At 43.4% G+C, this 20,709-nt stretch carries 21 protein-coding genes and 1 pseudogene; 19 read left to right on the top strand and 3 right to left on the bottom strand.

What is annotated here, in order from left to right:
- Positions 1 to 2: 2 nt before the first annotated feature.
- The 7 genes from FRX57_RS04005 to FRX57_RS03975 all read left to right on the top strand — a co-directional run bounded on the left by FRX57_RS04005 (position 3) and on the right by FRX57_RS03975 (position 6,824).
- Positions 3 to 743 carry a Stp1/IreP family PP2C-type Ser/Thr phosphatase gene (locus tag FRX57_RS04005; RefSeq protein ID WP_146566938.1) on the top strand — a complete coding sequence of 247 codons (741 nt, stop codon included), beginning with the start codon at positions 3 to 5 and terminating at the stop codon, positions 741 to 743.
- Entirely contained in the window at positions 740 to 2,551 is a 1,812-nt protein-coding gene (gene pknB / locus FRX57_RS04000; protein ID WP_146566936.1) for a Stk1 family PASTA domain-containing Ser/Thr kinase, read from the top strand. Before FRX57_RS04005 ends, pknB begins: the two co-directional genes overlap by 4 nt.
- Before the next feature lie 137 nt (positions 2,552 to 2,688).
- Positions 2,689 to 3,387 (top strand): cell wall-active antibiotics response protein LiaF, encoded by a 699-nt coding sequence (gene liaF, locus FRX57_RS03995; protein WP_146566934.1) that lies wholly within the window; start codon positions 2,689 to 2,691, stop codon positions 3,385 to 3,387.
- Positions 3,384 to 4,394 (top strand): envelope stress sensor histidine kinase LiaS, encoded by a 1,011-nt coding sequence (locus tag FRX57_RS03990; RefSeq protein ID WP_146566933.1) that lies wholly within the window; start codon positions 3,384 to 3,386, stop codon positions 4,392 to 4,394. The genes liaF and FRX57_RS03990 overlap by 4 nt, the downstream gene beginning before the upstream one ends.
- Positions 4,381 to 5,019 (top strand): response regulator transcription factor, encoded by a 639-nt coding sequence (locus tag FRX57_RS03985; protein WP_146566931.1) that lies wholly within the window; start codon positions 4,381 to 4,383, stop codon positions 5,017 to 5,019. Before FRX57_RS03990 ends, FRX57_RS03985 begins: the two co-directional genes overlap by 14 nt.
- 39 nt (positions 5,020 to 5,058) lie before the next feature.
- Positions 5,059 to 6,462, top strand: a complete 1,404-nt coding sequence (locus FRX57_RS03980; protein WP_146566929.1) for a Cof-type HAD-IIB family hydrolase — start codon at positions 5,059 to 5,061, stop codon at positions 6,460 to 6,462.
- Positions 6,459 to 6,824 carry a S1 RNA-binding domain-containing protein gene (locus FRX57_RS03975; protein WP_146566927.1) on the top strand — a complete coding sequence of 122 codons (366 nt, stop codon included), beginning with the start codon at positions 6,459 to 6,461 and terminating at the stop codon, positions 6,822 to 6,824. The genes FRX57_RS03980 and FRX57_RS03975 overlap by 4 nt, the downstream gene beginning before the upstream one ends.
- Before the next feature lie 40 nt (positions 6,825 to 6,864).
- Here FRX57_RS03975 and FRX57_RS03970 read toward each other — a convergent pair whose 3' ends face one another.
- A complete protein-coding gene (locus tag FRX57_RS03970) occupies positions 6,865 to 7,518 on the bottom strand; it encodes a YigZ family protein (protein ID WP_146566925.1) in 654 nt (217 codons plus the stop codon).
- 35 nt (positions 7,519 to 7,553) lie between these two features.
- Here FRX57_RS03970 and FRX57_RS03965 point away from each other — a divergent pair, with 35 nt between their 5' ends.
- The 3 genes from FRX57_RS03965 to hpf all read left to right on the top strand — a co-directional run bounded on the left by FRX57_RS03965 (position 7,554) and on the right by hpf (position 10,139).
- Positions 7,554 to 8,855 carry an ATP-dependent helicase ComFA gene (locus tag FRX57_RS03965; RefSeq protein WP_146566923.1) on the top strand — a complete coding sequence of 434 codons (1,302 nt, stop codon included), beginning with the start codon at positions 7,554 to 7,556 and terminating at the stop codon, positions 8,853 to 8,855.
- A complete protein-coding gene (locus FRX57_RS03960; RefSeq protein WP_146566921.1) occupies positions 8,852 to 9,514 on the top strand; it encodes a ComFC family protein in 663 nt (220 codons plus the stop codon). The genes FRX57_RS03965 and FRX57_RS03960 overlap by 4 nt, the downstream gene beginning before the upstream one ends.
- Positions 9,515 to 9,590: 76 nt before the next feature.
- Positions 9,591 to 10,139 carry a ribosome hibernation-promoting factor, HPF/YfiA family gene (gene hpf, locus FRX57_RS03955; RefSeq protein ID WP_146566919.1) on the top strand — a complete coding sequence of 183 codons (549 nt, stop codon included), beginning with the start codon at positions 9,591 to 9,593 and terminating at the stop codon, positions 10,137 to 10,139.
- Here hpf and FRX57_RS07755 read toward each other — a convergent pair.
- Both FRX57_RS07755 and FRX57_RS03945 read right to left on the bottom strand, forming a co-directional pair.
- A complete protein-coding gene (locus FRX57_RS07755; RefSeq protein ID WP_146567259.1) occupies positions 10,097 to 10,291 on the bottom strand; it encodes a hypothetical protein in 195 nt (64 codons plus the stop codon). The two genes, hpf and FRX57_RS07755, sit on opposite strands and share 43 nt — an antisense overlap.
- Positions 10,292 to 10,569: 278 nt before the next feature.
- Positions 10,570 to 11,082, bottom strand: coding sequence for a TetR/AcrR family transcriptional regulator (locus FRX57_RS03945; protein ID WP_146566917.1), 513 nt, complete (start codon positions 11,080 to 11,082; stop codon positions 10,570 to 10,572).
- Positions 11,083 to 11,228: 146 nt separating this feature from the next.
- On the opposite strand from FRX57_RS03945, the gene FRX57_RS03940 reads away from it, so the two are divergent.
- The 9 genes and pseudogenes from FRX57_RS03940 to glmU all read left to right on the top strand — a co-directional run bounded on the left by FRX57_RS03940 (position 11,229) and on the right by glmU (position 20,706).
- Positions 11,229 to 12,581 carry an alpha/beta hydrolase gene (locus FRX57_RS03940; protein ID WP_186600823.1) on the top strand — a complete coding sequence of 451 codons (1,353 nt, stop codon included), beginning with the start codon at positions 11,229 to 11,231 and terminating at the stop codon, positions 12,579 to 12,581.
- A gap of 95 nt (positions 12,582 to 12,676) precedes the next feature.
- Positions 12,677 to 13,357, top strand: a pseudogene (locus FRX57_RS07870) (transposase); the annotation flags it as partial.
- A gap of 141 nt (positions 13,358 to 13,498) precedes the next feature.
- Positions 13,499 to 15,493, top strand: coding sequence for a methionine--tRNA ligase (gene metG, locus FRX57_RS03930; protein WP_146566913.1), 1,995 nt, complete (start codon positions 13,499 to 13,501; stop codon positions 15,491 to 15,493).
- 11 nt (positions 15,494 to 15,504) lie between these two features.
- A complete protein-coding gene (locus tag FRX57_RS03925; RefSeq protein ID WP_146566911.1) occupies positions 15,505 to 15,741 on the top strand; it encodes a DUF2829 domain-containing protein in 237 nt (78 codons plus the stop codon).
- Positions 15,734 to 16,432, top strand: coding sequence for a 3-oxoacyl-ACP reductase (locus FRX57_RS03920; RefSeq protein WP_146566909.1), 699 nt, complete (start codon positions 15,734 to 15,736; stop codon positions 16,430 to 16,432). Before FRX57_RS03925 ends, FRX57_RS03920 begins: the two co-directional genes overlap by 8 nt.
- 10 nt (positions 16,433 to 16,442) lie before the next feature.
- Complete coding sequence (locus tag FRX57_RS03915; protein ID WP_146566907.1) at positions 16,443 to 16,889, top strand: ASCH domain-containing protein; 447 nt, start codon at positions 16,443 to 16,445, stop codon at positions 16,887 to 16,889.
- 10 nt (positions 16,890 to 16,899) lie between these two features.
- Positions 16,900 to 17,862 carry a Gfo/Idh/MocA family protein gene (locus FRX57_RS03910; RefSeq protein WP_146566905.1) on the top strand — a complete coding sequence of 321 codons (963 nt, stop codon included), beginning with the start codon at positions 16,900 to 16,902 and terminating at the stop codon, positions 17,860 to 17,862.
- 184 nt (positions 17,863 to 18,046) lie between these two features.
- Positions 18,047 to 19,138: a M50 family metallopeptidase gene (locus FRX57_RS03905; RefSeq protein ID WP_146566903.1), complete on the top strand. Its 1,092-nt coding sequence runs from the start codon at positions 18,047 to 18,049 to the stop codon at positions 19,136 to 19,138.
- 182 nt (positions 19,139 to 19,320) lie between these two features.
- The gene (gene glmU, locus FRX57_RS03900) at positions 19,321 to 20,706 is read left to right on the top strand and encodes a bifunctional UDP-N-acetylglucosamine diphosphorylase/glucosamine-1-phosphate N-acetyltransferase GlmU (RefSeq protein WP_146566901.1); all 1,386 of its coding nucleotides are present in this window, start codon (positions 19,321 to 19,323) and stop codon (positions 20,704 to 20,706) included.
- Positions 20,707 to 20,709: the final 3 nt, after the last annotated feature.

The following is a 20,709-nucleotide window of genomic DNA, read 5'->3' as shown; positions in this document are numbered from 1 at the left end:
ATATGAAAATATCACTTTTAACAGATATTGGACAGAAGCGTTCAAATAATCAAGACTATGTCAATAAGTATGACAATAAGGCTGGTATTACCCTCCTTCTCCTAGCCGATGGTATGGGTGGACACAGAGCTGGCAATATTGCCAGTGAAATGACGGTAACAGACATTGGACGTGAGTGGGTCAATACCGACCTTACTGAGCTTAGTCAGATTAAGAATTGGCTGATGGCCGTTATTGAAGCAGAAAATCAAAAGATTTATGAAGTTGGGCAAAATGATGCCTATAAGGGGATGGGAACAACCATTGAAGCGATAGCTATCGTGGGAAATACAGTTCTCTATGCTCATTTGGGAGACTCACGTATTGGTCTGATTCGAGAGAACACTTACAAGCTCTTGACCAATGATCATTCTTTGGTTAATGAACTGGTTCGTGCTGGCCAAATTACTGAGGAGGAGGCGGCCAACCATCCTCAAAAAAACATCATCACCCAGTCAATTGGTCAACCTAAGCCAGTTGAAATTGACCTAGGTGTGCAAACCTTAGAACCTGGTGATTATCTCTTAGTCAATACTGACGGGTTAACCAACATGATTTCTGAACAAAATATTCTTGATATCCTAGCGCAAGACATGAGTCTGGATAACAAGGCGAAACTGTTGGTGTCACTGGCTAATGAAGCCGGTGGCTTGGATAATATCACCGTAGCTTTACTTCAGGCTGAAAGTGAGGCTAGTTCATGATACAGGTTGGCAAATTATTTGCTGGTCGTTATCGTATTCTGAAATCAATCGGACGTGGTGGGATGGCCGATGTTTATCTTGCCAAAGACTTGATTCTTGATAATGAAAATGTAGCCATTAAGGTCCTACGTACCAATTATCAAACGGATCAGGTTGCGGCCGCACGTTTCCAAAGGGAGGCGCGTGCCATGGCAGAGTTGAGCCATCCAAATATTGTAGCCATTAGGGATATTGGAGAAGAAGACGGCCAGCAATTTTTAGCAATGGAATATGTTGATGGGGCGGATTTGAAAAAATACATTCAGGACCATGCCCCCTTGTCTAATAACGAAGTGGTTCGGATTATGGAAGAAGTTCTTTCGGCCATGACCCGAGCCCATGAACATGGAATCGTTCATCGCGACCTAAAGCCGCAAAATATCCTTTTGACCAAAGAAGGAACGGTTAAGGTGACGGATTTTGGTATTGCCGTGGCCTTTGCCGAAACTAGCCTGACGCAGACTAATTCAATGTTGGGCAGTGTGCATTACCTTTCTCCAGAGCAGGCTAGAGGATCCAAGGCAACTATTCAGAGTGACATTTATGCCATGGGGATTATGTTATTTGAAATGTTGACTGGGAAAATTCCTTATGATGGTGACAGTGCGGTGACGATTGCCCTCCAACATTTTCAAAATCCACTTCCTTCGATTATTGAGAAAAATCGGGAAGTTCCCCAAGCTTTGGAAAATGTTGTGATTCGAGCGACCGCTAAGAAATTGAGTAATCGCTATGTGTCTACCTATGAGATGAGTAAGGATTTGGAAACGGCTCTTTCTCCACAACGTAAGCGGGAGAAGAAGGTTGTCTTTGCCGAAAAGCTGGAGGCTAAAAAATTAGCTCCCAAGATTGAAGCGAGCACAGCCAAAGCGACAACAGAGCAGTTGTTGAAAAAGCCGGCTGCTAAAGCGCAGAAGGCCACCAAAGTCACCCCTGCCCTGGGTCTTGCTAATAAGAAGACCCGTCAAAAACGTAGCCTTTTTACGAGCCTTGTCAAGATTTCCTTGGCCTTTTTAACCCTTTTGTTGGCCCTGTTTGCTTTTTTAACCTTGACTAGACCAAAAACCTTGTTGGTTCCAGAGGTGACTGGTCAAGAGGTGACAGTTGCTAAACAAATCATTGAAGATAATGGCTTAAAGGTGGGCAATGTTTATGAAGAGGACAATGATGATGTTGAGGCTGGTAAGGTTTTTAAAACCAATCCGACAACAGGGATGACCAAGCGAGAGGGAGGTACCATTGACCTCTATGTTTCAAAAGGCATGTCTGCAGATAGTTTTAAGATGCCGGACTATCGTGATGGGGACTACCAAACAGCGGTTAATGATCTGGTTGCCAATTACAATGTTTTGGAGTCACAAATTGAGGTTAAACGGGTGGTTGATGATGAAAACCTAGCTGGAACGGTCCTTAGTCAAACTCCTAAGGCCGGCAATCTCTTTGATCCTAAATCAGCTAAAAAGATTACCCTTGAAGTAGCGACAGCGGAAGAAGTAGCCCTACCAGGCTTAATCGGCTATACTTATAGTCAGGCTGTTAAAGAATTGGTTGATTTGGGCATTGCTGAATCTCGTATCAAGACCTATAATGCTGATGGCAGCAAGGAAATCAAACTCCCTTCAGCTTCACGAGAAGTTGTAGGACAATCTCCTGGCTATGGAGAATTGATTAAGTGGTCTGATAATACCGATATCAGCCTATATCTAGCAGATGAGTCGCAGGAATCAACTGACGAGAACGATCTTTCCGAAACAAGCGACACTGAATAACAAAAAAGCACGTAGAGGCAATGAATTGTTAACCTACGTGCTTTTTCTTGTCTTGTGTTTTTGATTTCCGACCTCTATTGAGCATTTTCACGGTTTTTTTGGTACAATGGCAAGTAATTAGTCAAGTGAGGTTTAGTGTGAAAAAGTTTCAGCTATTTTTAATTGTAGAAAGTCTGCTACTAACTATGGCTTTTCTAACCATTTTGGCCAATGATTTTTCAGCAGCTATCTGTATTTTGGTCATGGTTTTATTGGTTTTACGCTTTTATAATATTGGTAATCGCAGTAATTTTTTGTTGACGGCCAGTCTATTGCTTCTGTTTTTGATTTTTATGCTCAATCCCTATGTGGTGGCAGCTGTTCTGGTAGCGGTTAGCTATATTTTAATTAACCATTTTTCACAGGTTAAGCAGAATAATCGCCGTGCCTTAATTCAGTTTGAACGTGATGAACTGTTAGTTCGTCCAACTCGGAATCAGTGGCTAGGAGCCCAGCAACATCTGATTGGTGATGACTATCGCTTTGATGACATCAACATCATTCGCCTTTCCGGGAGTGATACCATTGACTTGTCGAATGTGATTATCAATCAGGAGAACAATATGGTTCTGATTCGTAAGGTCTATGGGCCAACCTTAATTTTGGTGCCAATTGATGTAGCCGTGACTTTAGATGTTAGTTCTGTCTATGGTAGTGTGACTTATTTTGATTTTCCGGTCTATGATTTACGCAATGAGACCATTAAACTAAGTCAACCTGAGGACAAGCAGTTATTGAGGGCCGTCAAAATTGTGGTTAGTGTTATTGCAGGTTCAGTTGAGGTGAGACGCTTGTGAAAAAATATTATCTTTTTTTGTTCTTTTTCTACGCGATTATCACCATGTGTTCAATGGTTTTTGTTATTCTAGATAGCTTGGGACTAGACTTTTTTTCCTTGATGACGGATTGGTGGATTTTACGCAAGTTCCTTTTTTCCATGAGCTTGCTAACCTGCTCGCTTCTGATTCTCCTTGTCCTTTTATGGGTGCTAGTCGATGATAGCATTAAGCGGGACCTGAATCAAAATCTCCGCCGGATTTTGAATAATCAGCCGATTTCTCTTGAAACGGAGACGGAGGTGGACCGTAATCTCCAACGCCTATCAAATAAGGTTAATCGATTGACGACTAATTTACAAAATACCGAAAATGCCTATATTTTAAATAGCCAAGAAATCGTTAAACAAGAACGTAAACGAATTGCCCGGGACCTGCATGATACGGTCAGTCAGGAGTTATTTGCCTCAGCCATGATGATTTCTGGTTTATCACAGAGTCTATCTCAACTCAGTCATGAGCAGCTGCAACTCCAACTAAGGGCAGTGGAAGATGTTATCAGTAGTGCTCAGAATGATTTACGGATTATGTTGTTACATTTGCGTCCAACAGAGTTAGAAGGACGGACGCTATCTGAAGGATTAGATATGATTTTGCGTGAATTGACTGATAAAAGTAATATTGAAGTGGTTTACCGTAAGGAGGTCAGCAAGTTACCCAAGGTCATTGAAGACAACCTGTTTCGGATTGCCCAAGAATTTATCAGCAATACCCTAAAACATGCCCAAGCTAGTCGTTTGGAGGTTTATTTGATTCAGACGGAAACGGAGGCCCAGTTGAAAATGGTGGATAATGGGAGGGGATTTGACATGAACGCTGTGCGTGAATTGAGTTATGGCTTGACCAATATCCAGGAACGGGTAGATGACTTGGCAGGAACCATGAAATTTTTAAGCAGTCCTGGAAATGGTGTTTCTATGGATGTGCGTTTACCGATTGTGAAAGGACAAAGAAATGGAGAACATTAAGGTTATTTTGATTGATGATCATGAGATGGTGCGGTTAGGGCTAAAAAGTTTTTTAAACCTACAGGCAGATGTTGAAGTGGTTGGTGAAGCTAGCAATGGACAAGAGGGAATCGATTTGGCCTTGACCCTCAAACCTGACGTCGTGGTCATGGACCTGGTGATGCCGGAGATGGATGGGGTTGAAGCGACCTTGACCTTGCTTAAACAGTGGAAGGCAGCTAAAATTTTAGTCTTGACGTCCTATTTGGACAATGAAAAAATTTACCCTGTGATTGAAGCTGGTGCCAAGGGATATATGCTAAAGACCTCAAGTGCTGCGGAAATCCTCCATAGCATTAAAAAGGTTGCCCAAGGCGAATTGGCTATTGAGACGGAAGTGGATAAGAAAATCAAATACCATGACCAACATCCCGATTTGCATGATGAATTGACTGCTAGAGAGCGCGATGTACTGAAATTATTGACCAAGGGGTATGATAATCAGACTATCGCAGACCAATTGTATATTTCTTTGAAAACAGTCAAAACTCATGTCTCTAATATTCTGGCCAAATTAGAGGTAGAGGATAGGACTCAGGCAGTTGTTTACGCTTTTCGTCATAATCTAGTTGCTCAAGATGATTAAGATGGTATAATAGAACTAGTGAAACAGAGGGGGAAAGTAATGGACGCAAAAACAAAATATAAGGCTAAAAAGATTAAAGCGGTCTTCTTTGATATTGATGATACCTTACGTGTGAAGGATACAGGCTACATTCCTGAACATATTACTACGGTTTTCCAGCAGCTACAGGCAAAAGGCATTTTAACCGGGATTGCTTCTGGACGTAGCATGTACGGGGTGGTGCCTGAGATCCGGGACTTAAATCCAGATTATTTTGTCACCTTAAATGGGGCCTATGTCATTGATAAAAAAGGTCAGGAAGTTTTTAACCAGCCATTTGAGTCAGAGTTAGTGACAGCTTATGTTAACTGGTGTCAGGAGGTTGGCATTGACTATGGCTTTGCAGGGAAGGACGAGGTTCCAGTGGTTTCTAAGCGGACAGATGTGATTGATGATGCCTTGGTTCCTGTTTATGGTACTTGTCCGGTAGATGCTGATTATTATCAAAACAATGAGGTCTACCAAATGTGGACCTTTGAAGATGGCAAAACTGATTTGCAGTTACCGGAGCATTTGGCGAAACACATGCGCCTAGTTCGTTGGCATAAAGATTCATCTGATGTTGTCCAGCTAGGCATGTCTAAGGCTAAAGGGCTGGAGTCAGTTATGGCAGCAGAAAATCTCAGCCCTGAGAATGTCCTCTTTTTCGGTGATGGCCTTAATGACTTGGAAATGTTTGACCTAGTAGGCCTCAAAATTGCAATGGGAAATGCTGTTCCTGAATTAAAAGAAAAAGCAGATTTGGTAACAGTTTCTGTTGAAGAAGATGGCATCTATCGTGCTTTAGTAGCTTTAGGTCTGATTGACAAGGTTTTACGTCTACCACAGTTGGATTTAGCACAAGTTGACGGACCACGCGCTATCATTAAAACCAACCACGGTGATTTGACTCTTCAACTCTTTGATGAGTATGCCCCCAAAACGGTGGCTAATTTTGTGGCTCTAGCCAAGAGTGGCTATTATGAGGGTGTTATTTTCCACCGCATTATCAAAGATTTTATGATTCAAGGCGGTGACCCAACAGGCACAGGTATGGGCGGACAATCAATTTATGGTGAGAGTTTTGAAGATGAATTCTCAGATGAATTGTATAATATTCGTGGCGCCCTATCAATGGCCAATGCAGGACCTAATACTAATGGCAGCCAATTCTTTATTGTTCAAAACCAACATTTCCCATACAGTGCTAAAGAACTCGTTCGTGGAGGCTGGCCGGAGAAAATTGCAGAAGTTTATACAAAAGGTGGAACTCCCCATTTGGATGGTCGTCATACAGTTTTTGGCCAATTATTAGACCAAGCTTCCTTTGAGGTTTTGGATAAGATTGCTGCTGTGAAGACAGATGTGACTGATAAACCGGAAGAGGACGTGGTCATCCACTCGATTGAGGTTATTGAGGGATGAGAATTGGAGACACCTTAGAGGGGAAAATCGTTGGCATTAAACCTTACGGTGCCTTTGTTGAATGTGAAAATGGGCTGACAGGCTTGATTCATATTTCTGAGATAAAAACAGGCTACGTTGATAATATTTATCGTATCTTAAGCCTGGGACAAACTGTGACAGTCCAGGTCATTGACTATGATGAATATACGAAAAAAGTCAGTTTTTCCATGAGGACCCTAGAGTCAGTAAAGAAAGTTGTCCATAGTAACCATCGTTTTTCTAATAGTCGTTATAAAATCGGTTTTAAACCACTAGCTAAAGCCTTACCCACTTGGTTGGCAGATAGCATGATATTTTTAAAAAAAGACAAAAAAGACTAGCTTGTAGAAGCTAGTCTTTTATTATTGATAACCAAGTGCTTTAAGTTTCTGATTGGTTCATAGGGATTAAGTCCACCTCAACTACTTTGCTGCCAATCTCTTGGACACTGACCTTACCGTGATAAAAATCAGTCAGGTCTTCTAGGGTGGTTTGGACAGCTTCCTTGTCTAGAAAGAGGTGGGTGGTGACCGTGACCGAAAAATCAGGGTCAACTTCTTGCAAGCCTTGGCTTTCTAAAAAGTTGGCAAAGGTTTGGTACTGGGGATAGGTCAGCTCAACTGCCAAGCCCTGTAGTTCCTTGATTTCAACGATACCGATTTCTTTGAGAGCCTTGGCTACACTACCAGCATAGGCCCGAATCAAGCCGCCAGCCCCCAGTTTAATGCCACCAAAGTAGCGGGTGACCACAACCACAATATTGGTCAAGCCCTGCTTTTCCAAAACAGTCAACATGGGAACTCCTGCTGTTCCGCTAGGCTCACCGTCATCACTGGAGCGTTTAATTTCCCCATTTTCCCCAATAATCATGGCAGAGCAGGAGTGATTAGCCTTGTGGTGTTCTTTTTTGATTTGACTAATAAAGTTACGCCCTTCCTCCTCACTACTAATCCGTTTGACCTGGCAGATAAAGCGTGATTTTTTGATGATGTCTTCAGAAAGACCAGTCTTTTTTATGGTTTTATAGCTTTTCATAAGAAAATTTTACCACAAATCACGAATAAATAGGTATGACAGACTTAAAAAATTATTACGGCCGCTTATTAACAGACCAGCAGCTGCCAGATGATCTGCGTCCACTCGCTCGTAGGCTACCGAGTATGGTCACGAAACAAGGGAAAAGCTATTGTGGGCGTTGTTCCAGTCGCATTGAAGAGGAGTGGTGCCTTCCAGACCAGACCTATTATTGTCGAGCTTGTATCGTCTTTGGTCGCGTGTTGAGTGATTTACCCCTTTATCATGTCCCGCAGAAAGACTTTGAGCAAAGACAGGTGCTCAACTGGCAGGGAGAACTAACTCCCTATCAAGCAGAAGTGTCCCAACATTTGCAAGAGGCCATTCAAAAACAGGAAGATATCCTTGTCCATGCTGTGACTGGGGCGGGAAAGACGGAGATGATTTATCAACCAGTCGCTAGTCTCTTGGCAGCAGGCAAGGCGGTTGCTCTGGTCAGTCCAAGGATTGATGTTTGTGTGGAATTATTTCAGCGGTTGACGCGAGATTTTACTTGCCCGATTAGCCTTTTACATGGGGGGTCAGAAGCCTATCAAGGCTCCCCCTTGGTCATTGCGACCGTTCATCAGTTATTCAAGTTCTATCAGGCTTTTGATTTGATTATCATTGACGAGGTGGATGCTTTTCCATTTGTAGACAATGCCATGCTTTATCAGGCAGTGGAGCAAGCGATAAAACCCGAGGGCAGTAAGGTTTTTCTAACAGCAACCTCAACCGATCGCCTAGATAGGGCGGTTAAATCAGGCCAGTTAAAAAAGGTTCATTTGGCCAGACGGTTTCATGCCAATCCCTTGGTTGTTCCTCGCTTGTCTTGGTTGGATGATCTATTGGAAAGCCTTAGTAAGCAAAAAATTCCTACTAAACTCAAGCGACAAATTGAGAAGCAGCAGACGACCGGTCACCCTCTCTTAATCTTTTTCCCTCATATCAGTTTGGGGCAGGATTTTTGTCAAGTGTTGACTAGCCTCTTTCCTGACAAGGCAATTGGTTTTGTATCCAGTCAAACGGCAGAGCGACAGGCAGAGGTTGAGCGATTTCGTCAGCGGGACTTGGACATTTTGATTTCAACCACGATTTTGGAGCGTGGGGTGACCTTTCCCTGTGTTGATGTGTTTGTTCTCTGGAGCAATCACAGGCTTTATAATCGCTCGTCGCTGGTTCAGATTGCTGGGCGAGTTGGTCGGAGCAAGGAGCGACCGACTGGTCTGTTGATTTTCTTCCATGACGGTAAAACCAAGGCCATGCTTCAGGCTATTCGGGAGATTAAACAGATGAACAAGGAAGGGGGATTTGAATGACTTGTTTATTGTGCGGGCAGAGTCTGCCAAGACAGTTCTCTTTTACGGATCTATTGTATTTGAAAAAATCTAGGGTCTGTCTTTGTTGTTCCTGTCAGGCCAGTTTTGAGCCGATTGGTCCCCAGCATTGTCCTGCTTGTGCCAAACCTGGTCAGAATGAGCTTTGCTTGGATTGTCACTATTGGCAAGAGCAAGGTCAAGTCGTGGAACATACCAGTCTTTATCACTACAATGAGGCCATGAAAGCCTACTTCAGTCGTTATAAATTTGAAGGAGATTACCTGTTAAGGGCGGTATTTAGCCAAGATATCAAGCTAGCCCTCAAGTCTTATAAGGACTACACTCTTGTTCCGGTTCCTCTGAGTCCTGAGGGCTTGGCCAAACGTCGGTTCAATCAAGTGACAGCTTTTCTTGACCATGCGGGCCTAAGTTATCAGGAACTTTTAGGGAAAAAAGATGGGGTTAAGCAATCCAGTAAGACTAGGCAGGAACGCTTGGCTAGCTGTCAGACCTTTTACTTGACAAGCAGGCAACCTCTTCCTGCTAAAATTCTCCTCATAGATGATATTTATACAACAGGGGCCACCTTGAATTTGATTAGGCAGCTTTTTCAGCAGGCGGGGGTTAAGGAACTCAAAACTTTTTCCTTGGCACGTTAAAATCTTGTCTTTTTTTCTTGAAAACGGTATAATGAATATATAGAAAAAGCAGTTAATTAGAAAAGAGGTAATGCTTATGATTAACTATAAGGTTCGTGGTGAAAACATTGAGGTAACAGAAGCCCTTCAGGCCTATGTTGAAGATAAACTAGCTAAGGTTGAAAAATATTTCCATGCGGATCAAGAATTGACTGCTCGTGTCAATCTCAAGGTTTATCGAGAAAAAACTGCCAAGGTTGAAGTGACCATTCCTCTGGGAAGTTTGACCCTTCGTGCGGAAGATGTTTCACAGGATATGTACGGTTCGATTGACTTAGTGGTTGATAAAATTGAACGTCAAATCCGTAAAAATAAAACAAAAATTGCGAAGAAACACCGTGAAAAAGTAGCCACTGGCCAAGTCTTTACACCGGAGTTTGAGGGTGAAAGTCAGGAAGACCAGGTGGGCTTGAAGGTTGTTCGCACCAAAAATATTGACCTTAAACCAATGACAGTGGATGAGGCTCTACTTCAGATGGAACTTTTGGGCCATGATTTCTTCATCTACATTGATGCCGATGACAATAGTACCAATGTGCTCTACTACCGTGAAGATGGTAATGTTGGCTTGATTGAAGCAAAATAATCTGTGAGAGTCTGGGACAATAATTCCTTGTCTCCAAAAAAAGCAACGGATTTGCCGTTGCTTTTTTGCATGGTTATGATCTCCTTTGTAAAATAGCATTGCTCAATAAACCATTTAGAAAGGCTATCCCATATGATTTTAGACTTTATCAGTCAACCATAGTGTTTAGGTGGTTTCTCAAATCAATCATAAAACAGCTGCCCTTAAGCTAGCCTGAGCCTGAGGAATAGCTGTTTTTGTTTTTTCAACTTGGCTAAGAAAGGCTAGTAGCTTACAACTGATCCTGTAACTCTGCCAGTTGGGAGACCAGCTCACTCTGGGATTCAAGTAACTAAGACAAGATATCTCTAATCTAAGCAAAATGGTTGATTACAAGCTAATTTGAAGACTGTCAGTAGTAAATTTGACACTTATCCAACGCAATCCCTGTCTAATCCAGTTGACGATTTGTTTCAAGATTAAAAGGATTAAATTGTCTATGAACTTCCTCTGGGCTATCCACCATGCCTTGACTTAGCCAACAATCAATGACCCCCCATGCAGCTCCTGAATGAAAACTTAACTCATAAGAACTTAAGTCAAGTCCCAAATCATAGGCCGTCTGCCTATTATAATCGATAATTTCCTGATACAACAAATGACCTAAACCCTGCTTGTGAATCACTAATAAATCATCTTTCAACTGATGGAGAAACTTAAAAACGGTTAACTCAGATGGTGTCTGACTTGTTTTGCTTTCTTCTAATAATTCTGCTGATTTTCCTTTAAGATAACTAATAATAATATCTTCCTTATTTGAAAAATTTCGGTAAAACGACACACGACCAACGCCTGCCTTACGGACCAAATCGGTCACTCGAATCGTGTTCAGTTCTTGTTCTGCCATCAACAAAAAGAGTGCCTGGGTTAGACTTTCTCTGACGATGTACTGATTTTCCTGCATACTCGACTTCCTTTCTGATACAAACACCTCTAGATTGTTTCATCTTCTGCCAAAGCGTTGACAACCGAAAACAGTTTGAGGTATATTACTTAAAGATGATACATTTGTTTCATCTGGCTGTCAATCATTTTGAAAGGAAAAATTCAATGTCCCGATTCGTTAACCTCTTAGCTGCTCTCGTCAGCATTGGCCTTGTCCTAGCTCGGAGTATCCTCTTTAAAGACAGTATCGTCTTAACCATACTCCTTATCGTAGTCCTTATCGGATTAGCTTGGTTGCACCGCTCCTCCAAAAACAGATTCTTCTACCTGGGCCTCATTTCCGCAGGTCTGATGAGCATCTATCTTACTTTTCCGACACCTTGGATTTGGTTTGTCGGACAGGTAGTAACCATTATCCTCTCTGCCCTAGTCATCATGTCTTTGTCAACCAAGAAAAACTACCTAACCTGGTTGAAGGCAGGAGTTTGTGGCCTCATTAGCCTCCTCCTTGTGACCATCAGTTACCAAGCTGTGGATCCAACTCTCTTCTTGAGCTACTATCAGGCAAGCACTCCTACTACTAATAGCTTTGAACCTAATTCTGAACTGACCCTTAATTTTGGTGACCAATTTGAACATCAAAAAGACATTGCTTATGCAACAGAGTATCCTCGAAGTTTTCTGGATATTATCCGTCATAAGGGGGCGGATAGTCGTGAAAGACCAACCTATGTCTTTTTTCATGGTGGTGGGTTTATTGCTGGTGATAAGATGTCTGGCGACCCTAATGCTAAGGGGGAAGAAAATGGCGAGCTCATTTATTTTAAGCAGGTTCTTGACATGGGCTATAACCTCGTTTCCATCAACTACGCTCTGGCTCCAGAGTACAAGAACCCTGTTCCAGTCATCCAAGCCAGTCAAGCTCTAGCCTACCTCCAAGAACACCAAGAAGAACTGGGAATTTCGACCAATCAACTGATTTTTGCTGGAAGTAGTGCCGGTGCTAACTTGGTCGGTAACTTTATCACAGCCCAACTTAACCCTGACCATGCTAAAACCTTAGGTCTAGAGCCTGTTCTTAGTAAATCTCAAATCAAGGCATTGGTCCTTGAAGCACCAGCCCTAGATCCTAGCCGAACCAGTCGAACGGTCCAATCGTCTGCCTTACATAATTACATCTTTGGTCAATCCCTAGCTTCTTATACCCAACAATCTCAAATCGCTTTAGACGATGATTTTGTCGCCAAAAATAACCTGATTAGCCTCATCACAGCAGATTTTCCACCAACCCTCCTCACAGAAGGGAATTACGGTAGCTTTGGTGACCAAGCTCAAGATTATCATCAACGACTTACTGCATTGGGTGTGCCGTCTACTCTCTTTATTCCAGACCAGCAAACCTATGGGAAACAACCTCACGCCTTTTTTACAGCAGATGCTACCAGCCAAGCTAGTAAAGACTATTATCGCCTCAAAGCAGAATTTTTCAAAACTCTTGACGAAAAATCCTCAGAATAACGAAAGCAGAAAAATAAACACGCTAAAAAGCTCTTGGAAAAATGAAATTTTCACTTTTTTCAAGAGCTTTTCCATTTCTAATGCCAGTCACTACAAATGGTCAACTCAAGGCTGGATACAATCTTCAAATCGCTACTGAGAAGCAATTTGTTCTTCACTATGATGTTTTCCCAAATCCGACAGACACTAAAACTCTTTTGCCATTTCTCGAAACCTACCCACATGATGTGAAGACCGTTGTCGCAGATGCTGGATATGGCAGTGAAGAGAACCTTCTTCGTTTAGATGAAAACAATGTGAACCATTTGATTCAGTATGCCATGTTTGATGAGGAACAGAAGAAAAAGTATACACAGTCAGCTAGGAACTTAGCGAATTAGTACTATGATGACAAAGAGGATAGCTATACTCATCCTGACGGGTGGTGCTATCGTTTTCACCATGTCAACCATCAGAAAACACAGACGGACTTTCAACAGGAAATCAAGGTTTACTACGCCGATGAACCTGAATTAGCCCCTCAAAAGGGACTGTATATCAACGAACGTTATCAACACTTAAAAGCTAAAGAATGCCAAGTGCTTTTATCTCCCGAAGGTAGACAGATTTTCGATCAACGCAAGATTGATGTGGAACCTGTCTTTGGGCAGGTAAAGGCTTGTTTGGGCTACAAGAGATGTAACTTAAGAGGCAAACGTCAGGTGACAATTGACATGGGATTGGTACTCATGGCCAATAATCTTCTAAAATACAATGAGAGAACAACTCAAAACTAAAAAGCTAGAGTTCCGCTATTGGGAATCTCTAGCTTTTTTTGTGGCTGAGAACGAGTTTTGTCTTACGCTCTTTCTTGATGGGAATTTACTGCTTTTTGTGGTATAATGAACTGATTATAGATGACAAGAAAGAGGAAAGAAATGACTGACAAGAAATCATTTTATATTACCACTCCGATTTATTATCCGTCAGGGAAACTGCATATTGGGTCAGCCTACACCACTATTGCCTGCGATGTTTTGGCTCGTTACAAACGCCTCATGGGGTATGATGTGTTTTATTTGACAGGTCTGGACGAGCATGGTCAGAAAATTCAAGATAAGGCCGCAGAAGCAGGTTTAGAGCCGCAAGCCTATGTGGATCAGATGGCCGCAGGTGTTAAAGACCTTTGGCAGCTCTTGGATATTTCCTATGATAAATTTATCCGCACGACCGATGATTATCATGAGCAGGTGGTGGGGCAAATTTTTGAGCGTCTTTTGTCTCAAGATGATATTTATTTGGGAGAATATTCTGGCTGGTATTCGGTGTCTGATGAGGAGTTTTTCACTGAGAGCCAATTGGCAGAGGTTTTTCGTGATGAAACAGGCAAGGTGACAGGGGGGATTGCCCCATCAGGTCATGAAGTTGAGTGGGTTTCAGAGGCGTCTTATTTCTTACGCTTGAGCAAGTATGCCGACCGTTTGGTGGCTTATTACCAAGAACATCCAGAATTTATCCAGCCAGCTGGTCGGATGAATGAGATGTTAAAAAACTTTATCGAACCAGGTTTGGAGGATTTGGCGGTTTCTCGTACGACCTTTACTTGGGGAGTACCTGTCCCATCAGACCCTAAACATGTGGTTTACGTCTGGATTGATGCCTTGGTTAACTATATCACAGCCCTTGGCTATGGTCAGGCTGATAGTAGTCAATTTGACCAATTCTGGCCGGCTGATGTTCATATGATTGGTAAGGATATTTTGCGTTTCCACTCTATTTACTGGCCAATTATTCTCATGGCGCTTGATTTGCCACTTCCTAAACGTTTGGTTGCCCATGGCTGGTTTGTCATGAAGGATGGTAAGATGTCCAAGTCCAAGGGCAATGTGGTCTATCCTGAAATGCTGGTAGAGCGGTATGGACTTGATCCCCTGCGGTATTACCTCATGCGGAGTTTGCCTGTTGGGAGTGATGGTACCTTTACTCCTGAAGACTATGTTGGTCGCATTAACTATGAATTAGCCAATGATTTGGGAAATCTGCTCAATCGTACAGTTGCTATGATTAACAAGTACTTTGATGGACAGGTACCAGCTTATGCCGGTCATGTGACTGCTGTTGATGGTCTGCTGACCGATTTCATAGCCCAAGAGGTGGCCCAATACCATGAGCAGATGGAAGCTGTTGACTACCCTCGTGCCTTGGAAGCTATTTGGAACATCATTTCTCGCACCAATAAGTATATTGACGAAACAGCTCCCTGGCTTTTGGTTAAGGACGAGAGCAAAGTAGCTGAGTTAGCGAGTAGCATGAGCCATTTGGCGGCGAGTTTGCGAGTGGTGGCACATTTGATTCAGCCATTTATGATGGCGACCAGCCAAGCCATTATGGAGCAGTTGGGCATGGAAAGTGTCACAAGTTTAAGCAAGCTGAGCCTAGCTGATTTGCCAAAAGGATTAAGCGTGGTTAAAAAAGGTAGTCCGATTTTCCCACGTTTGGAAATGGAAGAAGAAATTGGCTATATCAAGGCACAAATGGAAGCAGGAAAACCACAAGAAGAAACTGACTGGGATCCTGAAAAAGTTAGCTTGACCTCAAGCAAGCCAGAGATTAAGTTTGATAGTTTTGACGCTGTGGAAATCCGTGTGGCGCAAGTTAAGGCAGTGGAAAAAGTTGAAGGTTCTGATAAACTGCTTAAATTCCGCTTGGATGCAGGTGACGGTACGGATCGTCAGATTTTATCAGGTATTGCTAAATATTGCCCTAACGAGCAAGAACTAGTGGGTAAGAAGTTGCAAATCGTTGCCAATTTGAAACCAAGAAAAATGATGGGACTCATCAGTCAAGGCATGATTTTATCTGCTGAGCATGAGGGAGTCTTGACGGTCTTGACAGTTGATGACCAAGTGCCAAATGGTAGCCTCATCGGCTAGGAGGAAGAGTGATGACTTTTGAAGAAATCTTACCTGGTCTAAAAGCCAAGAAAAAGTATGTTCGTACGGGTTGGGGAGGGGCTGAAAACTATATTCAGCTCTTTGACACCATTGAGGTTCACGGGAAAAAGCTAGAAGCAACTCCTTATTTTCTTATCAATGTGACTGGAGAGGGTGAAGGATTTTCCATGTGGAGCCCCACTCCCTGCGATGTCTTAGCGACCGACTGGGTGGAAGTCCATGACTAAGACTGTCTTGGTGACAGGAGTGGCTAGTGGGATTGGTCTGGCTCAGGCACGAGCCTTTTTGGCTCAAGGTTATCGGGTCTATGGGCTGGATAAAATCCCAGCTCCTGACTTGACAGGTGATTTTCACTTCGTCGGCTTAGATTTACAAGAGGACCTAGGGCCTCTTTTTGAGCAGGTGCCAAAGCTGGACATTCTCTGCAATACGGCAGGTGTTTTAGACGCTTATCAACCCCTCTTGGCTGTGGACGAGGCTGAGTTTGACCGAGTATTTGCCATCAACTTCTTTGCCACGGTCAAACTTATCCGCCACTACCTACCAGATATGGTCGAGAGACAGGTGGGAATTATCATCAACATGTGCTCGATTGCTAGTCATTTGGCTGGTGGTGGTGGAGCAGCCTATACGGCCAGTAAGCATGCCTTGGCTGGTTTGACCAAGCAGCTGGCTCTGGATTATGCCAAGGACAAGATTCAGATTTTTGGGATTGCACCGGGAGCTGTTCAGACAGGTATGACCCAGAGTGACTTTGAGGAGGGGGGCTTGGCTGATTGGGTGGCGGAGCAGACACCGATTGGTCGTTGGTCTCAACCGGAGGAAATCGCAGAGCTAACCTTGTTTTTAGCTAGTGGAAAAGCTCAATCCATGCAGGGACAGATTGTCACCATTGACGGTGGTTGGAGTTTGAAGTAAGGAGTGACTGATGACAGTAGAAGAAATGATTAAGGCCTACCAAGCCATCAATCCTGATTGTGACGGGCAGATGGAGGCCTGGCAGTTTGGTGCCATGCCAGATGAATTGGCTCAGTTGGTCTTGGCGGGGCAAAAGACAGCAACCGCTTCGGCCTATGATGAATATCTGATTCATGATGAGGCTTTGCCAAGTAGTGATGAGAGTCCTTACAGTGTCATTCTCAATAGTAAGGATGAACCCGTGTGTATCATCAAGACCAGTAAGGTGACTGTTTTGCCCTTTAAGGAGGTGTCAGCCGACCATGCCTACAAGGAGGGCGAAGGTGACCGTAGTTTGACCTACTGGCGTCAGGTTCATTGGGATTTATTTAGCCAGTGGCTTGCTGCAGATGGTCTGACCTTTACCGAGGATAGCTTGGTGGTTTGTGAAGAATTTGAAGTCGTTTATCGGCCATAAGGAGGAAAAAATGAAACTAGCCCTACTTGGGACAGGCATGATTGTCAAGGAGGTCTTGCCAGTTTTACAAGAGATTGATGGCATTGATTTGGTAGCTATCTTGTCAACGCCTAGAAGTTTAGCCACGGCTGAAGAATTGGCTCGTCAGTATGGGATTGAGCAGGCAAGCAGTGATTATGAGGCGATTTTGTCCAATCCTGCAGTGGATACGGTTTATGTGGCCCTGCCCAATCATCTTCACTATGCTTACGCCAAAGAGGCTCTCTTGGCTGGAAAACATGTCATTTGTGAGAAGCCCTTTACCTTGCGGGCAGAGGAACTGGAAGACCTGGTCACTCTAGCGGCAGAGCGTCAGCTGTTCTTGCTTGAAGCCATTACCAACCAGTACTTGCCCAACTTCTTTTGGTTGAAAGAGCGTTTACCAGAGCTGGGTGACTTAAAAATTGTGACCTGTAATTATTCCCAGTATTCATCTCGCTATGATGCTTTTAAGCAAGGAGAAATTGCTCCTGCCTTTGATCCCAAACAGGGGGGCGGTGCCTTGCGTGATTTGAATATTTATAACATCCATTTGGTCGTAGGCCTGTTTGGCTCACCGGTGTCAGTTAACTACCTTGCCAATATGGAAAAGGGCGTGGACACCTCAGGCATGCTCATCATGGACTATCAAGCCTTTAAGGTGGTCTGTATCGGCTCCAAGGATTCGAGTGCGGTGATTAGTTCTACCATTCAGGGCAATAAAGGCTCTCTAACGGTTCATGGGCCAACCAACAGTTTACCAGAGGTCAGCATTAGGCTGAATGGTCAGGCAGAAGAAAGGGTCACCCTAAATCGTCAGCCTCACCGGATGGCTGATGAATTTATGACCTTTAGGGATATATTGGCTCAAGATAATCGCGTCTTGGCCCAAGCCATGTTGGACCATAGCCGAGCGGTGATGAGGGTCTTGGATTTGGCAACTGGTCAGCAATAGTCCTTGAAAACGGTCCTTTGGACTGTTTTTTCTTATTCTCCCAAAGGTGATTATTGGTATTGTGAAAGCTTTCAATCGCTCCAGTATTAGACAAAGAGATTTTTTGAATAGTGATCAGGAGATATTTTCTGAGGGTAGTTATCTATGTTATAATGAAAGAAAGCCTTGTTCTGGGAGGAAAGGTATGAAAAAGCATTTATCAAGCATTCTCGTGATGATTTTGTCAGGTTTGATGGGGTTTTATGGCACGCATTTTGTGTCTAGTATTATCTATTGGTCTAAGCTATCCTTTGACTGGCCGGTTTTAACGCTCATCTATCTGGTTCTTGCCTTTGTCCTGCAAATTGCCCTTCATGAGCTAGGGCACTTATTTTTTGGCTGGTTGACAGGCTATGGTTTTGTCTCCTATCGCTTTTTCAATCTCATGTGGCAGCAGGTTGATGGGAAAATCAAGTTTTTTAGGTATTCCATTCCAGGAACGGCAGGTCAAGCCTTAATGTCACCGCCAGACTTGGTAGGTGGTCGCTTACCTTATGTGCTCTACAATCTTGGTGGTGGTCTTGCTAATCTGGTGATCAGTTTTCTCAGTGCAGCGATATTCCTTGCTAAGCCCCACGAGTTCTTGCTTTTCCTGGCCCATTTTGGCCTTCTTTTTGCCCTAATCAATTTAATTCCCCTGACGGGTGTTATTGCTAATGATGGTGCTAATTGCTGGGGACTTTATCGTCAGCCGGAAACTCAAGTCTATTGGTGGGCTATCTTGGCTGTCAATGCTCAATTGGCTCAAGGAAAGGAGCTGGCAGAACTACCGGAAACTTATTTTCCCAAACCAGAGCCAGACCATCTGCAAGTTAGCCTAGGACAGGGGGCTGCGGTTAACCATGTGAATTGGTTGATGGCCAAGGGAGAGCTGGAGGAAGCCCTAGCCTATCTAGAAGAACTGGACTGGTCAGCTGCTGCTTGGTCGCAAATTTATGCTGTGGCTCTCAAGGTTGATCAAAATTACTGCGAGCTGCTCTTGCAAAAGGACGTGTCACCGATTTTAACAAAGAAAGATTGGCGACTGGTTCATAATCTTGCCAAGTCGCAACCCAGTTTTGCTGTTTTTTGCTATGCCTATTATTCCCTAGCCAAAAGAGACCAGAAAAAAGCACAAGAGGCTCTGAAAACCTTTGAAAAAATCGGCAAATCTTACCCTTATCCTGCAGAATATCAAGCAGAAGAAAGTAATTTGACACGGTTTCAGGAGTTGGCACTAGAGAAAAATTCTTGCTAAATCTGACTGTTTATGAGGGGTCCCCATTTTCCTATGTCAAGGAGACAGGCTCACATAGGTCAGTTGACCTCCTATCTGATTCAGACTTTGAAAACAGTCCTTTGGGCTGTTTTTTGGTTGCCGTCTTAAAATATGATATAATGGTAGGGTAAGTTTAAGTTAGAAATGGAAGAATGGTTAGTATGAGTAATTACGCAATTATTTTGGCAGCAGGCAAAGGCACTCGCATGAAATCAGACTTGCCTAAGGTCTTGCATCAAGTGGCAGGTATCAGCATGTTGGAGCATGTTTTTCGCAGTGTATCTGCCATTGCCCCTGAAAAAATGGTAACGGTAGTGGGGCATCAGGCTGAGTTGGTCCAGCAAGTCTTAGAGGGGCAAACCGATTTTGTCCTCCAGACCGAGCAGTTGGGGACAGGTCATGCGGTCTTAATGGCTGAAGACCAGTTGGCAGCCTTGGAAGGTCAAACCTTAGTGATTGCAGGCGATACCCCCTTGATTACTGGCGAGAGTTTGAAAGGTTTGATTGATTTTCATGTTAGCCATAAAAATGTGGCCACCATTTTGACTGCCCAGGCTGACAATCCTTTTGGCTATGGCCGTATTGTTCGCAATAAAATTGATGAAGTGGTCAAGATTGTTGAGCAAAAAGATGCTACTGATTTTGAGCAACAAATCAAGGAAATTAACACTGGCACCTATGTTTTTGATAATAAACGCTTATTTGAAGCCCTGAAAAATATCAATACTGACAATGCTCAAGGGGAATACTATTTGACGGATGTGATTGGCATTTTCAAGGAAGCTGGCGAAAAGGTCGGTGCCTACAAGTTGCAGGACTTTAACGAAAGTCTGGGTGTCAATGACCGAGTGGCCCTGGCGACAGCTGAAAAGATCATGCGACAACGCATTAACCAAGAACATATGCTCAATGGAGTAACCTTTATTGACCCAGAAAGAACTTACATTGATATTGATGTTGAATTGGCAGCTGATGTGCAAGTAGAGGCCAATGTGGTCTTGCAAGGGAAGACCAAGATTGGCTCAGAAACACTCTTGACTAATGGAACGGTTATTGTGGATTCTCAGTTGGGAGAAGGTGTGGTTGTGACCCATTCCATGATTGAAGAGTCGATCATTGGTTCTGGTGTAACCATTGGTCCTTATGCCCATATCCGTCCAGATTCTGAGCTGGCAGATCAGGTTCATATTGGTAATTTTGTCGAGGTTAAGTCATCAAGCATTGGAGAAAATAGCAAAGCAGGCCATTTGACTTATATTGGCAATGCTGAGATTGGTCCAGATGTTAATGTCGGTGCAGGAACGGTTACGGTCAATTACGATGGTAAGGGCAAATATAGAACCAAAGTGGGCAAGGGAGCCTTTATTGGTAGTCAATCAACCCTGATTGCACCCCTGTCGGTGGGAGATTATGCCTTAACGGCGGCAGGATCTGTCATCAATGAAGATGTCCCAGCCGATGCTTTGGCTTTGGGACGTAGTCGTCAGGTGACCAAGGAAGGTTATGCGGTCAAGTTTCCCCACCATCCTCAACAAAAAGAGAAGTGAGTA

The organism is Streptococcus cuniculipharyngis (assembly GCF_007859195.1).
In the GTDB taxonomy this organism is placed as follows: Bacteria; Bacillota; Bacilli; order Lactobacillales; family Streptococcaceae; genus Streptococcus; species Streptococcus cuniculipharyngis.
This window is presented reverse-complemented; position numbering and strand designations above follow the sequence as displayed.

Coding starts and splice junctions, on each gene's coding strand:
- FRX57_RS04005 (WP_146566938.1), top strand. CDS start 3: ATGAAAATATCACTTTTAACAGATATTGGACAGAAGCGTTCAAATAAT.
- pknB (WP_146566936.1), top strand. CDS start 740: ATGATACAGGTTGGCAAATTATTTGCTGGTCGTTATCGTATTCTGAAA.
- FRX57_RS03985 (WP_146566931.1), top strand. CDS start 4,381: ATGGAGAACATTAAGGTTATTTTGATTGATGATCATGAGATGGTGCGG.
- FRX57_RS03980 (WP_146566929.1), top strand. CDS start 5,059: ATGGACGCAAAAACAAAATATAAGGCTAAAAAGATTAAAGCGGTCTTC.
- FRX57_RS03975 (WP_146566927.1), top strand. CDS start 6,459: ATGAGAATTGGAGACACCTTAGAGGGGAAAATCGTTGGCATTAAACCT.
- FRX57_RS03970 (WP_146566925.1), bottom strand. CDS start 7,518: ATGAAAAGCTATAAAACCATAAAAAAGACTGGTCTTTCTGAAGACATC.
- FRX57_RS03965 (WP_146566923.1), top strand. CDS start 7,554: ATGACAGACTTAAAAAATTATTACGGCCGCTTATTAACAGACCAGCAG.
- FRX57_RS03960 (WP_146566921.1), top strand. CDS start 8,852: ATGACTTGTTTATTGTGCGGGCAGAGTCTGCCAAGACAGTTCTCTTTT.
- hpf (WP_146566919.1), top strand. CDS start 9,591: ATGATTAACTATAAGGTTCGTGGTGAAAACATTGAGGTAACAGAAGCC.
- FRX57_RS03945 (WP_146566917.1), bottom strand. CDS start 11,082: ATGCAGGAAAATCAGTACATCGTCAGAGAAAGTCTAACCCAGGCACTC.
- FRX57_RS03940 (WP_186600823.1), top strand. CDS start 11,229: ATGTCCCGATTCGTTAACCTCTTAGCTGCTCTCGTCAGCATTGGCCTT.
- metG (WP_146566913.1), top strand. CDS start 13,499: ATGACTGACAAGAAATCATTTTATATTACCACTCCGATTTATTATCCG.
- FRX57_RS03925 (WP_146566911.1), top strand. CDS start 15,505: ATGACTTTTGAAGAAATCTTACCTGGTCTAAAAGCCAAGAAAAAGTAT.
- FRX57_RS03920 (WP_146566909.1), top strand. CDS start 15,734: ATGACTAAGACTGTCTTGGTGACAGGAGTGGCTAGTGGGATTGGTCTG.
- FRX57_RS03915 (WP_146566907.1), top strand. CDS start 16,443: ATGACAGTAGAAGAAATGATTAAGGCCTACCAAGCCATCAATCCTGAT.
- FRX57_RS03910 (WP_146566905.1), top strand. CDS start 16,900: ATGAAACTAGCCCTACTTGGGACAGGCATGATTGTCAAGGAGGTCTTG.
- FRX57_RS03905 (WP_146566903.1), top strand. CDS start 18,047: ATGAAAAAGCATTTATCAAGCATTCTCGTGATGATTTTGTCAGGTTTG.
- glmU (WP_146566901.1), top strand. CDS start 19,321: ATGAGTAATTACGCAATTATTTTGGCAGCAGGCAAAGGCACTCGCATG.